General features: G+C 33.9%; 13 protein-coding genes. 5 read left to right on the top strand and 8 right to left on the bottom strand.

The genetic code is table 11. From position 1 onward, the window contains the following. The 5 genes from GQ47_RS05990 to GQ47_RS05970 form a co-directional block, all read right to left on the bottom strand. On the bottom strand, positions 1 to 303 hold the full coding sequence (locus GQ47_RS05990; protein ID WP_035646198.1) for a hypothetical protein: 303 nt from the start codon (positions 301 to 303) through the stop codon (positions 1 to 3). An 11-nt stretch (positions 304 to 314) separates the two neighbouring features. Further along, complete coding sequence (locus GQ47_RS05985; RefSeq protein ID WP_035646195.1) at positions 315 to 647, bottom strand: hypothetical protein; 333 nt, start codon at positions 645 to 647, stop codon at positions 315 to 317. A gap of 55 nt (positions 648 to 702) precedes the next feature. Next, the gene (locus tag GQ47_RS05980; RefSeq protein ID WP_035646193.1) at positions 703 to 3183 is read right to left on the bottom strand and encodes a TonB-dependent receptor; all 2481 of its coding nucleotides are present in this window, start codon (positions 3181 to 3183) and stop codon (positions 703 to 705) included. 226 nt (positions 3184 to 3409) lie between these two features. Further along, entirely contained in the window at positions 3410 to 4651 is a 1242-nt protein-coding gene (gene odhB / locus GQ47_RS05975; RefSeq protein WP_035646192.1) for a 2-oxoglutarate dehydrogenase complex dihydrolipoyllysine-residue succinyltransferase, read from the bottom strand. Between the two features lie 80 nt (positions 4652 to 4731). Beyond that, a complete protein-coding gene (locus GQ47_RS05970; RefSeq protein ID WP_035646191.1) occupies positions 4732 to 7506 on the bottom strand; it encodes a 2-oxoglutarate dehydrogenase E1 component in 2775 nt (924 codons plus the stop codon). Positions 7507 to 7622: 116 nt separating this feature from the next. Between GQ47_RS05970 and GQ47_RS05965 the strand changes: the two genes are divergently transcribed. After that, a complete protein-coding gene (locus GQ47_RS05965) occupies positions 7623 to 8174 on the top strand; it encodes a hypothetical protein (protein ID WP_035646188.1) in 552 nt (183 codons plus the stop codon). Between the two features lie 50 nt (positions 8175 to 8224). Next, positions 8225 to 8791 (top strand): hypothetical protein, encoded by a 567-nt coding sequence (locus tag GQ47_RS05960; RefSeq protein ID WP_035646185.1) that lies wholly within the window; start codon positions 8225 to 8227, stop codon positions 8789 to 8791. Between the two features lie 29 nt (positions 8792 to 8820). On the opposite strand, the gene GQ47_RS05955 is transcribed toward GQ47_RS05960, so the two are convergent. Genes GQ47_RS05955 through GQ47_RS05945 form a run of 3 tightly spaced genes read right to left on the bottom strand, consistent with a single transcriptional unit; the run spans position 8821 to position 10946 of the window. Then, the gene (locus tag GQ47_RS05955) at positions 8821 to 9174 is read right to left on the bottom strand and encodes a hypothetical protein (protein ID WP_035646182.1); all 354 of its coding nucleotides are present in this window, start codon (positions 9172 to 9174) and stop codon (positions 8821 to 8823) included. An 11-nt stretch (positions 9175 to 9185) separates the two neighbouring features. Then, positions 9186 to 9956, bottom strand: a complete 771-nt coding sequence (locus GQ47_RS05950) for a hypothetical protein (protein WP_035646180.1) — start codon at positions 9954 to 9956, stop codon at positions 9186 to 9188. A 15-nt stretch (positions 9957 to 9971) separates the two neighbouring features. Next, positions 9972 to 10946 (bottom strand): polyprenyl synthetase family protein, encoded by a 975-nt coding sequence (locus GQ47_RS05945; RefSeq protein WP_035646178.1) that lies wholly within the window; start codon positions 10944 to 10946, stop codon positions 9972 to 9974. A gap of 266 nt (positions 10947 to 11212) precedes the next feature. Here GQ47_RS05945 and GQ47_RS05940 point away from each other — a divergent pair, with 266 nt between their 5' ends. The 3 genes from GQ47_RS05940 to GQ47_RS05930 all read left to right on the top strand — a co-directional run bounded on the left by GQ47_RS05940 (position 11213) and on the right by GQ47_RS05930 (position 13792). Beyond that, positions 11213 to 11734: a YceI family protein gene (locus GQ47_RS05940; protein ID WP_035646176.1), complete on the top strand. Its 522-nt coding sequence runs from the start codon at positions 11213 to 11215 to the stop codon at positions 11732 to 11734. Between the two features lie 107 nt (positions 11735 to 11841). After that, a complete protein-coding gene (locus GQ47_RS05935) occupies positions 11842 to 12441 on the top strand; it encodes a TetR/AcrR family transcriptional regulator (RefSeq protein WP_035646174.1) in 600 nt (199 codons plus the stop codon). A gap of 19 nt (positions 12442 to 12460) precedes the next feature. Next, entirely contained in the window at positions 12461 to 13792 is a 1332-nt protein-coding gene (locus tag GQ47_RS05930; protein WP_051951383.1) for a TolC family protein, read from the top strand. Positions 13793 to 13795: the final 3 nt, after the last annotated feature.

Here is a 13795-nt window from a genome sequence, read left to right as displayed (position 1 = left end):
TTAATGCGCCGTTTGATTATAGGTTTGACCCAAGTAGATAAAAAGACAAAAAAGAAGACTTAAAAGAATATAAATGAGCCAGATTTTCCAGCCATTTTTGGCTAAAAAAGCAATTACCATTAATGCTACCCAAAGAATGAATCCGCTGAAAGCCATTGTAATCAATACATCTGCACGATTGAACCAAGTAGCTAAAGCCAGATGAAAAGTGACAGATACAAAGTAACCTCCTAAAATCGCCGCTGTAATTTTGAGAAAACGAGGCAAAAAAGCCGGAGTTAAATATTTTGGATTTGCTGGCATGTAATTAAGGTTTAGTTGTAGTAAAATTCCAAAATCGCAACAAACAGCAATATTGCTAAAAGCGCTTTACTGTTTACTTTTTTTAATGGAGTCAGAATAATGATTAGGCTTCCAACGGTCATCAACTGAATAAAAAACATCAAAGTGCCACAACACAGTGACTTTGCAAAAAGCCACATTGCATAAGCAGTCGCCAATAAAAATAAGCCGGTGATTTTAGTTTGTTTTGGATTTCGCTTCATCCATTTTTCAAAGCCTAAATCATATGATAAAACAGCTCTTTTTGAAGTGTAATAAAGTGTGTAAAAAGCTAAAAAAACGATAAGGCTGGCTAGTGTTATCATGATTAATAGAATTTAAAACACCTTTCTGGTTTAGCAGAAAGGTGTTTTTTATTAATTAGAATCTATAAGAGAAACTTGCTGCTACGCTTCTCATGTTTCTTGGGTGGATTGTAGACCATCCGTCATAAGTATCAACGTTAGCGATATTGTCAAGTTTTAGAGTCAAAACATATTTTTCTGTTCCGTAGAAAATAGAAGAATTTAAAACAGTGTAAGATGGAATTGTAAATTGACCAACAACATTTCTGTTCATGATTAAGTTTTTGTCAGCATAATTTCCTCCAAAACCTAAACCAAAACCGTTTAAGTCTCCTTTTGGAAATTTATAGCTAGCCCAAAAGTTTACTAAGTTTCTTGGTCCAGAGCTTTCAGGTCTATGTCCTACAAAAGATGGATCTCCAGCATTTAAGACAGCATCAACATAGCTGTATCCTGCAACAATGTTTAAGCCATCAATAGGATTTGCAATGAATTCAGCTTCGAAACCTTTGTTTCTTTGTGCTCCATCTTGAAACGCTGTTTGAGTTGTTGCAGTGTAAACGATATAAACCTGATCTTTTACCTGGATATCATAGTAGCTGAACGTAGCGTAAAGTTTGTCTTTAAAGATGTTTAATTTAGTTCCAACTTCAAATTGATTAGCATGTTCTGGTTTAAAGGTTCTTGGACGTCTGCTTCCATCAGATAAAATTTCTGTTACAGGAGCAGAGTTTGCAAAACCATCCATGTAGTTTGCAAAAATCGATACTTTGTCGATAATTGGTTGGTAAACTAATCCGAATTTAGGAGAAAATGCAGTTTGGTTAAAATCATCATCTTTAGTTGATACATCACCAGCAGTCATAAAACGGTCAACACGTAAACTTGCCATTGCAGATAAAGCAGGAGTAAAGTTGATCACATCAGAAAAATAAGCGCTGTAAACTTCTTGTTTTGTTTTAGCATTTGTCATAGTGGCATCAGCTAAAAGCGCATCAGATCCAGCTTTTGTTAATTTTCCGCTATCACCGTTTGTAACATATTTAGCAGGATCAGTAATTCCGAAAAATTCTTCGTTTACTGTTTTTGTGTCAAGGTTTCCAATGTAAATACCTCCATTTGAAACATAACTTGAACCGTTATCAATACCGCCTCTGTTGAAGTAGTCAAGACCAGCAACAATTCTGTTTCTCATACTTCCGATTACGAAATCACCAATGAAGTTTTGTTGAATATCAGTTGTAAGCGTAGTAGAGTTTTGGTAGTTCATATAACGACCTAAAACAATTCCTTCTGTAATTCCTGGATAGTATTGAGTTCCTTCATATAAGTAAGAGTAATAGCCGTCTGATTTTGATGAACCTCTAGATACAACAGTTTGTGATGTCCATTGATCATTGAATTTATACATCATTTGCCCTTGAAGGTTATATGATGGAGTTTTGATTGCCAATTCGTTGCTAGTGTAAGAACGTTTGTTGTCGTAACCTAATTCGTCGATATTGTGAACTCTAAGTGGCGCACCTCTGTCTAAAAACAACATAGTTGGGTTAGTTGCTTCATTGCTCATGAATTCTGTATTAATGAAAAACGAAAGTTTGTCATTTACTTGGTAAGATAATGATGGAGCAAAGAAAAATGATTTTCTGAATCCGGCATCTTGAAAACTGTTTTCAGTATGGTAAGCTGTGTTTAAACGGAAGTTTATTTTGTGTTCTTCATCTAATGGCGTGTTAACATCTACAGTAACTCTGTTTAAGCCGTAGCTTCCAGCAGTATAGTTTACTTCGCCACCAAAGTGATCGTAAGGTTTTTTAGTAGTCATGTTGATTAAACCTCCGTAAGAGATTAAACTACTTCCAAATAAAGTTCCTGATGGTCCTTTAATAACTTCAATTTTGTCAATGTTTGCTGGATCTAAACTTCCGTTTGTTAATCCTGGCAATCCGTTGATCATTGTTGGCTGAACAGCAAATCCTCTTAAAGAGAAATATCCTGCACCATCGCCACCACGTCCAGTTGAAGCCCAAAGCGGTGTCAATCCTGGCGCATTTTTAAGTGCATCATCAATATTTGTAACAACTTGCTCTTTTAAAAGTTCGCTTGTAATTGTAGTGTAAACTTGTGGATTTTCAAGATTTTTAAGTGGTAATCTTGATACCTGCTGTGTTTCTTTACGAGCTAAAGGATTTTTTTTGTTTCCTCCGTTGATTACAATTTCATCTAATTGCTCTGAATTTGAAGTGATTGTGAAATTCTCTATAATTTCATCTCCACTATTAAGAGTAATGCTTTTTTCTTTAGAGGTGAAACCTACAGCAGAAACGCGCAGAACATAATTACCTGGCTTAACGTTTTTGATTTCGTAGTTACCACTACTGTCTGTGTTGGTCCCAATTTTTGTACCTTTTAATACTATCGAAACATTATCTGCAGCTTGATTATTTGCTAAACTGATTTGACCTTTAATAGTTGCTTTTTGTTGCGCCCAAATTGATGTGCCTGAAAGCAAAACAAAACACAAAGTCAAAAGTGAAATTGTAAATTTATATTTCATTTTATTTTATTTTATTTAGAATTGATTTTAATAGCGCAAATTTATGTCTTGATCGCCAACCATACAAGCTATTTTTATTTATTCTAAATAAATTATTTTTTGAGTATTAATTTTTTGAATTATTCAAAAAATTAACATCTTAAGCCAATCTTAAGCTAATATTAAGCAAAAAAAAGCCTGTTCTAATGAAAGAACAGGCTTTTATATTGTCTAAAATTACTTAAAATTACAACTCTAAAGCACGTTTAGCGTCTCCATTCATCAATAATTCTAATGGGTTTTCTAAAGCTTCTTTAACAGCAACCAAGAAACCAACAGACTCACGTCCGTCAATAATTCTGTGATCGTAAGAAAGTGCAACGTACATCATTGGGTGAATTTCAACTTTTCCGTTTACAGCAATCGGACGCTCAATAATATTGTGCATTCCTAAGATACCTGATTGAGGAGGGTTAATGATTGGAGTAGATAACATACTTCCGAAAACACCACCGTTAGTGATTGTGAAAGTTCCTCCAGTCATATCGTCAACTGTAATTTGACCATCACGAGCTCTTAAAGCTAATCTTTTGATTTCAGCTTCAATTCCACGGAAAGTTAATAATTCAGCATTACGAACAACAGGAACCATTAATCCTTTTGGTCCAGAAACTGCGATTGAGATATCAGCAAAGTCATAAGCAACTTTGTAGTCACCATCCATCATTGAGTTAACATCTGGATATAATTCTAAAGCTCTTGTAACCGCTTTTGTAAAGAATGACATGAAACCTAAACCTAAACCACCATGTTTTGCTTTGAAAGCATCTTTGTATTCATTACGAATTTGGTTGATTGGCGTCATGTTTACTTCGTTGAAAGTAGTAAGCATAGCTGTTTCGTTTTTAGCTGAAACTAATCTTTCTGCTACTTTACGACGTAACATAGATAATTTTGTACGCTCAGTTCCACGGCTTCCACCAGTTGGAGTTCCCATAGAAGGTACTGCGTTTACAGCATCATCTTTAGTAATTCTTCCCCCTTTTCCAGTTCCTGAAACTGTTGCTGGAGCAATATTTTTTTCATCTAATATTTTTCTTGCTGCAGGAGATGGAGTTCCAGCTGCATAACTTGGTGCTGCTGCCGGAGCCGGAGCTGCTTTTGGAGCCTCAGCTTTTACTTCTGCTTTCGGTGCCTCAGCTTTTGGAGCTTCTGCTGCTGGTGCAGCTGGAGCGCTTCCTGCTGGTTTTGCAGCATCTGTATCAATTAAACAAACTACAGCACCAACTGCTACTGTATCACCTTCTTCAGCTTTTAGTGTAATTACACCACTCATTTCAGCAGGTAACTCAAGAGTAGCTTTGTCTGAATCAACTTCAGCAATAGCCTGATCTTTCTCTACATAATCTCCGTCTTTTACTAACCAAGTTGCAATTTCAACTTCTTTTATTGATTCCCCTGGTGATGGGACTTTCATTTCTAAAATCATCTTTGTTTTTGTTTAAGGTTGTAGCGTTTAAAGTTTCATGTCAATGATAAACCTGAAACTTTAAACTTGAAACATTTTTTTTATCTGAATAAATTTTTATCGAATACCATTCTAATTGCATCTGCGTGACGGCGTTTTGCACGTGTGTAACTTCCAGATGCAGGTGCAGCATAAGCTTTTAATGAAGCTAATCTCCATTTAACAAGATCAAAGTTCATTAACATAAAGCTGTAAGCTCCCATGTTTTTAGGTTCTTCCTGAGCCCAAACATAATCATCAGCATTTGGATATTTTGCAATGATTTCTTTGATTTGCTCAACTGGGAAAGGGAATAATTGCTCAATACGAACAACAGCAACATCATTTCTTCCGTTGTTTTCTCTTTCAGCAACGATGTCATAATAGAATTTACCAGTAACAAAAACCAAAGTTTTTACTTTCTTTTTATCTACTGTATTATCGTCAATTGTTTCCTGGAAACTTCCGTTTGCTAATTCATCCACAGTTGATACACATCTTGGATCACGTAATAAACTTTTTGGAGAGAAAACCACTAAAGGTTTACGGAAATTCGTTTTCATTTGTCTTCTCAACAAGTGGAAGAAGTTTGCTGGCGTAGTACAGTCAGCAACATACATATTTTGTCTTGCACAAAGTTGTAAGTAACGTTCCATTCTTGCAGAAGAGTGTTCTGCACCTTGTCCTTCATATCCGTGAGGCAATAATAAAACAATACCATTTTGGTTGTTCCATTTGTCTTCACCACATGAAATATATTGGTCAATCATAATTTGAGCTCCGTTAGAGAAATCTCCAAATTGTGCTTCCCAAATCGTTAAGGCTTTCGGGTTTGCTAATGCATATCCGTAATCAAAACCTAAAACTCCGTATTCTGATAAAAGTGAATTGAATACGCCGAATTTTCCTTTTTTGTTTTCGATACCATTCAAAAGAATTACTTCTTCTTCAGAATCTTCAACTTTAACTACCGCGTGACGGTGAGAGAAAGTTCCTCTTTCAACATCCTGACCAGAAATACGAACATCAAATCCTTCTGTTAAAAGCGAACCGTAAGCAAGTGCTTCTGCAGTTCCCCAATCAAGGGTATTATTGTCGTATCCTGTTTTTCTATCCGTAACAATTTTGCTTATTTTACTGATGAATTTTTTATCAGATGGTAAAGTTGAAATTGTATTGATGATAGAATCCAATCCTTTTTTGTCGAAAGTAGTATCAACTTTTTGAAGCATTTGTGTGTCAGTTACCTGAACAAATCCTTCCCATTCGTTTTTCATGAATGGAGTAATAATTGTCAAATCTTTTTTACGAGAAGCTTCTAAGTTTTCCTCTAAAGCAGATTTGTATTCTTTTTCTAAAGCATTTACATAAGAAGCATCGATTACGCCGTCAGAAAGTAATTTCTCTGCGTAGATGTCTCTTGGGTTTTTATGTTTAGCGATGATTTTGTATAAAACTGGTTGCGTGAAACGAGGTTCGTCACCTTCGTTATGACCGTATTTTCTGTATCCTAATAAATCGATAAATACGTCACGTCCAAATTGCATTCTGTAGTCTAATGCAAAAGATACAGCGTGTACAACAGCTTCAGCATCATCAGCATTTACGTGTAATACTGGAGATAAAGTTACTTTAGCAACGTCTGTACAATAAGTTGATGAACGAGCGTCTAAGTAGTTTGTTGTAAAACCAACCTGGTTATTGATTACAATGTGGATTGTTCCTCCAGTTTTGTAACCGTCAAGCTGAGCCATCTGAATGATTTCATATAAAATACCCTGACCTGCGATTGCAGCATCTCCGTGAACGGCGATAGGTAATACTTTAGAGAAATCGTCAGCATAATATTTATCTTGTTTTGCTCTTGTGATTCCTTCAATTACAGCTCCAACCGTTTCTAAGTGAGAAGGGTTTGGTGCTAAATTGATGTTGATGCTTTTTCCTGATCTTGTTTTTTTGTCGGCAGTAAGACCTAAGTGGTATTTTACGTCACCGTCAAAATATTCCTGATCGTAATCTTTTCCGTCAAACTCACCAAAAATATCCTGAGTAGATTTTCCAAAGATGTTTGCCAAAACGTTCAAACGACCACGGTGTGCCATTCCCATTACGAATTGTTCAACACCTTTTTCAGCAGCTTGCTCGATTAAAGCATCTAGAGCCGGGATGATAGATTCTCCACCTTCTAATGAGAAACGTTTTTGTCCAACATATTTAGTATGAAGGAAATTCTCAAAAGAAACAGCTTCGTTTAATTTATTTAAGATTGTTTTCTTTTCTTCTGTAGAGAAATTAGGCTGATTCGTATTTACAGCTAATTTGTCCTGAATCCATTTTACAACGCCAGGATTCCTGATGTACATATACTCAATACCGATATGCTGACAGTAAATAGTTTTTAGACGATTTACGATATCTTGCAAAGATGAAGGTACCATTCCGATTGTCTGCGCAGCATCAAAAACAGTTGAAAGGTCAGCTGCTGATAATCCGAAGTTCTCGATATCTAAAGTTGGAGAAGATTGTCTGCGGTCGCGAACAGGGTTTGTTTTAGTGAACAAATGCCCACGTGTACGGTATCCGTCAATTAATTTAAGAACGTTAAATTCTTTCTTTAGTTTTTCAGAAATCTGACTGTAATCTGTGTTATCGCTAGTCACGTACTCAACGATCGTTTGCACTGGATTTTCGTCGTTATAAGTTGTCATTCCAAAGTCAAAACCTTGAAAAAAACTTCTCCAGCTAGGCTCAACGCTGTCTGGGTTAACTAAATATTGATCGTATAATTGTGCAAAAAACTCGGTATGCGCTGCATTTAAAAATGAAAACCTATCCATAATATTAGTGAATATACTTTTTGTTAAATAGAAACGCAAAAGTACAACAATCACATTTATTTAAATCTTTTTTTTACGTACTTTTACGTAAAAATTTGTTAAAATAAACGTTAACTATGAGTAAAAATCAAAATTCAATCGTTTTCAATTCTTTTTTTGTGATTTTGGCTGTATTATTTTTCAACGTTGGAAATGCACAACAAAATTATGTCATTGACAATAGCAATCATTTTTGGGATAAGGTTCAGTTTGGTGGCGGACTTGGATTGGGTTTTGGTTCAGGTTACACCAATATTTCGGTTATGCCGAGTGCTATTTACAACATCAATCCAATAGTTTCAGTAGGTGCAGGACTGCAGTTTGGCTATTTATATCAAAAAAACTATTATGAATCTTTTGTTTGGGGTGGAAGCGCGATTGTACTCGTAAACCCTATTCCGCAAGTTCAATTATCTGCCGAATTAGAACAGGTAAGGGTAGATACAGATTATGAACAATATTACAACCAGCCAAGTTATTCTGATGCTTATTGGAATACCGCCTTGTATCTCGGAGCAGGTTACAGAACCGGAAATGTGACAATTGGTGGACGTTATGATGTTTTATATAATCCGAATAAAAGCCTTTACGGATCTGGATTTATGCCTTTTGTGAGGGTGTATTTTTAAGTTGCTGAGGTACTGAGATGCTAAGATTCTAAGTTTTTAAATCCTGAAATTTGAAAATATATTTTTTTATACTAGCTGCAATTGTATTTTCGAGTTGTAATGACTCTAAAAGAGCAGAAGCTAATAATGAGAAGGTTGTAAAAAAAGAATTACGACCTTTTTTTGATTCCGATAAAATTGATCATTATTATTTGAATTTTTCGGAGGAAGATTTTACAAAAATTATGATGAAAGAGAAGAATACTCCAAAAGAACTTGAGTTTATAGACTTGTTCGTTCATCATTTTCCAGACACTATTCCAAATGAAAATTTTGAAAAAGTCTTATTATATCACAACTATAAAAAATCAAATTTATCGCTCAAACAACAAAAAGAGATTGAAAACGTGTTTAGCGAAAAAGATTCATTGCAAAATACTTTCGCTGCCTGCGCAGCAGAATATCGGGATATTTTTATTTTTAAGAAGAAGGAAAAGACGATAGGAATTGCAAAGATTTGTTTTACATGCGGTCGTACTCAAATTGTTGGAAGTCCATTGGATACAAGCGGATTTGGGCTTTGGACTGAATTTGATAAATTAAAAAAGATTGTTCATCCCAATGAGAAAAAATATTAGTGCCTTAGCATCTCAGGACCTTAGCGCCTTTATTTATAATAATTCCTAAACCAAACCTTCTGCCATTCTCTTTTTAAAATCAAAAAAGAAACTTGTTCAGCCAGAATTACTAAATCAGAGCCATCAAGTTGTTTGATTTCGTTTTCAGGAACGTCGATTATGTATAAGAGATTTAAATATTCAGCAAATTTGTACTGAATCATTCGGTAGATTTTTTCGTGAAGCTGAATTTTCAATTCTTCCGGCGAAATACTCAAAGGGAAATCGATTCCTTCATTGGCCAAATTAAAATCTTTGTTAATCTGCTCAATTAATTTCAAGTACAAAGATTCCTTTTGGGCTTCTTCAAATAATAATTCTGTGTTTAATGGCGAAACATACATAATTTTCAAAATTAGAAATGGCAATTTTCTGAGTCAATAACAATTTCAATGCGTTTATTTGTTGTTTTTGATTTCCAATAATCAACAATTTTAGTCAGCAAAATATCGCCTCCTGCATAGAAAAAAACAGCTCCCATCGGCGGATTTGATGTCGGAATTAATCCGAAGGTTTTGGGTGCCCATTTCCAGCATTTAAAGTAGGTTCCGGCCAATTCAATAAATATAACACAAAGGGCTATGAAATAATATAAATTTTGCCATTTTTTTCTTTTTAAAAGCAAAAAGAAAAATATCCCAAAAATAAGCGAAAAAATATCTTTTAGAAAGAATCCGACAGCTAAAAATAATGTAGTAAAAGCCGCTGTAAAGCATTTTCTAAATAAATTATCATTTTTAACGGCTAATTGTGTGTGAGCAAAAACATAGCCTGAAGCAAAAACTATAGCGTGTCCAAAAGGAACATATATTGGAATAAATGCGGTTCGGTAATCGTACATTTCGAGCAAAGTGCAGAAAATAAATTCACCCAGATAGGATAAAAATACCATTACAAACATTAGTTTTCTCAAATAAGCATCTGAAGACCAGAAGAAAAAACAAAAATATAATATGGATAAGACGTTTGTAATCTGACGTCCATCAAAATAATGTTCGGTAAAAGATACACTGTCAATTCCTAAAGCCAAAATGGTAAAAAAAGGAAAACAGATTGCAAAAAACAACTGCATTTTTGCATTGTAATTTTTATCATTAAAGAAAAGAACATTTATTAATTGATTCATAAAGTCTTGTATGTTTTAAACTTTACGTCCCATTAAGTTTTCGCCAAATGACCTCAGGATATTTTTCTTTTCAGCATTAATATCCATTTTTTCTAAAGTCTCAAAAGCCTTAAAAGTGTACATTTCTATCGCATCTTGCGTTGCTTTTGAAGCGCCAGATTCGTTAAAAATGGCTTTTGCAGTTTCGATTTTTTCTGAATTTTCATCCAATTGCAAACGGAATAATTTTTCTAATTCGGTTGCTTTTTCAGGAGTTGAAAATTCTAAGGCTTTTAAATATAAATAGGTTTTTTTATTCTCAATAATATCGCCGCCAACTTGTTTTCCAAAAGTTTCAGGATCTCCAAAAGCATCTAAATAATCATCCTGCAATTGGAAAGCTAATCCTAAATTCAATCCGAAATCATAAATCAAATCGCCTTCTTTTTCTGAAGTTTTAGCCACAATTGCGCCCATTTTCATTGCTGCAGCAACTAAAACGGCTGTTTTATATTCAATCATTTTTAGATATTCCGGAATAGTAACATCTGTTCTTTCTTCAAAATCAACATCCCATTGCTGGCCTTCGCAGACTTCAAGCGCGGTTTTGCTGAATAATTTTGCCAAGTCTCTAAAAACTGCTGGCTCATATTGTTCAAAATACTGATAAGCCAGAATTAGCATGGCATCTCCAGACAAAATTCCGGTGTTGATATTCCATTTTTCATGAACGGTTTCTTCTCCTCTTCGCAGGGGAGCGTCATCCATAATATCGTCATGAACAAGTGAAAAATTATGAAAAACTTCAACCGCCATTGCAGCCGGAAGCGCTGTTGTATAATCGGCATCAAAAACTTCTGCAGCCATTAAGGTAAGCACCGGACGCATTCTTTTTCCGCCAAGTCCTAAAATATATTCAATAGGCTCATAAAGATTTTTAGGTTCTTTTTGTATGCTTTGTTTTTTTAGATAACTAATAAAAAAATCTTGGTACTGACTTATATCGTGCATAAAATGAAATTCTGATTTATGAGGCTCAAAGATACAATTCAATTATGAATTATTGCTTTGTAAATACGAAATGCTAAGAAAGATTTAATGATTGCTTTTAAAGGGGTATAAAATGTTTCCTTAAAATAATTATAAAAAAACTTGGAAACTTTTTTGGTATTCAGAGTTTCCTGTATATATTTGCATTCGAATTTGGAAACTAAGAACACTAAAAAAGTTTCCTGAAGATTTTGAGTAATTTATAAACTCAATTAAATCAGATAATTATGAAAACAACATGGACTTTAGATTCTACACAATCAGATGTTTTAATTAAAATGAGACATTCTATAATTGCTTATTTAGGAGGAACTACAAATAAATTTGGAGGTTATGTGAATATTGAAGATAATGAGATTGAAGATGCGTCAGTAGAATTTTCATTTGATATTAATAACAAAAATGAAAGCTTTCAGCAAATTGACACCAACTTGCAGCTTCAGGATTTTTTTGATGTAGATGAACATCCGATTATCAGTTTTAAGTCGACTTCTTTTCAAAAAGTAAATAATAATATTAATTTTTTCAAAGGTGATTTAACGATAAAAGATGTGACCAAAGTTGTAGAACTTGATGCAGAATTTATTGGTGTTAATAATTACAATGGCGAGAAAAAAGTTGCTTTTGAAATTAAAGGAGATATCAAGCGTCAGGATTTTGGATTGGATTACAATTCATTTAATCATAACGGAGGATTAGCGCTTGGAAGAGATATTAAACTTATTGCCAATTTAGAATTCAGCATATAAATCTTACATAATGAATAAATTAATGTAAAATTATTACAAATATAATGGAAACTATTTTTCTGATTTTAGTTTCCTAAGTATATTTGTAATGCAACTTGAAAGTTAAAATGAAAGAGAAAATTATATCAAAAGCTAGTGAGCTGTTTTTGAAACTCGGTTTTAAAAGCGTGACCATGGATGATATTGCCGGAGAAATGTGTATTTCAAAAAAAACGATTTACAAATATTTCTGCAATAAAGAAGTTTTAATTGAGGAGAGCACTTCGATGGTTCATAAGCAGGTACACGAAATCATGGATACCATTATTGCTAAGAATTATAATGCTATTCATGAAAATTTTGAGATTAGAGAAATGTTTCGTGACATGTTTAAAAATAGTATTGATACTTCGCCAATTTATCAGCTTAAAAAACATTATCCAGAGATTTACCAAAATATTCTTTCTATTGAAATAGATCAGTGCACTCAGTGTTTTAGAGATAATATCGATAAAGGAATTCGTGAAGGATTATATCGTGCAGATCTGAATATCGATATTTATGTGAAATTTTACTACACTTTGATCTTTCATATTAATGAAACTACAGTTTCAGAAAGAGAAGCTCAAAAAATAGAGTTGGAAGCTTTGGAATATCATACCAGAGCTATGGCAACAGAAAAAGGAATACAGGAATTGGAAAAACAACTTAAAAAAATCACTGCTTAATCGCCAATATATATAATTTATGAAAAAAATAATTGTAATACTACTGTGCACTCTTGGCTTGTCTGCCAATGCACAAGTCACATTAACCTTGAAAGACGCGCTTGTTTATGCGCTTCAGAATAAAGCTGATGCTAAAAAGGCAAAATTAGAGGTTGAAAATAGTGAGTACAAAATTCAGGAAATACGTTCTAGAGCGTTACCTCAGATTTCTGCAAACGGAAACTTAACTCATAATCCGATAATTCAGACAACCGTTATTGATGGAGCTGGTTTTGGTCAGCCGGGAACTACGATTCAGGCAGCATTTGGCCAAAAATGGACTTCAAACGCAGGACTTTCATTAACTCAGGCGATATTTGATCAATCTGTTTTTACAGGTTTAAGAGCAGCAAAATCTACTCGTGAATTTTATCAAATCAATGATCAATTGACAGAAGAACAAGTTATTGAAAGAGTAGCAAATAACTACTATTCTGTATATGTACAACGTGAAAGATTAAAATTACTAGACAGTACTTATTTTAATACTACAAAAGTTCATGATGTTGTAAAAGGGCAATTTGATAATGGTTTAGCTAAGAAAATAGATTTAGACCGTATTATCGTAAAATTATCAAACATTGATACAGATCGTCAGCAGGTTAAAAATCAAATTGAATTACAGGAAAATGCTTTGAAGTTTTATATGGGTATGCCAATTGAAACTCAAATTATTATCCCAAAAGAAGAATTTGAAGCTGTTCCAGCATCTTTAACTGAAGTTCCAAATGTAGAAAACAGAACAGAATACCTGCTTTTGAAAAAACAAGAAGAGCTTTTAGTATTCAATAAAAAAGCTGTCGAAGCTGGATATTATCCAACACTTTCGTTAACTGCTGGTTACAATTATATTGGTCAAGGTCCACAATTCCCTTGGTTTGCAAAACCTTCAGATGGTGTGTATTGGTCAGATTATGCTGCTATTGGATTAAATTTACACGTACCAATTTTTACAGGATTTGGAACTCGTGCTAAAGTAAGACAAGCCGATATAGAAATTAGATCACTTCAGGAAGATATCAAAGACACTAAACTTTCTCTTGATCTGGATTATAGAAATGCAATGGCGCAAATCGATAACAACATGGTAACCATCCAAAACCAACAAGAAAATATGCGTTTGGCTCGTGAAATTTTGAGCAATACAAAAAACAATTATCTGCAAGGTTTAGCATCTTTAACCGATTTATTGGATGCTGAAAATGCACATCAGGAAGCTCAAAATAATTACACAAGAGCTGTTTTAAATTATAAAATTGCCGAAGTGGCATTAATCAAATCAAAAGGCGAACTAAAAACTCTTATTAAATAACTA

It is taken from the genome of Flavobacterium sp. ASV13, from assembly GCF_000745775.1.
In the GTDB taxonomy this organism is placed as follows: domain Bacteria; phylum Bacteroidota; class Bacteroidia; order Flavobacteriales; family Flavobacteriaceae; genus Flavobacterium.
This window is presented reverse-complemented; position numbering and strand designations above follow the sequence as displayed.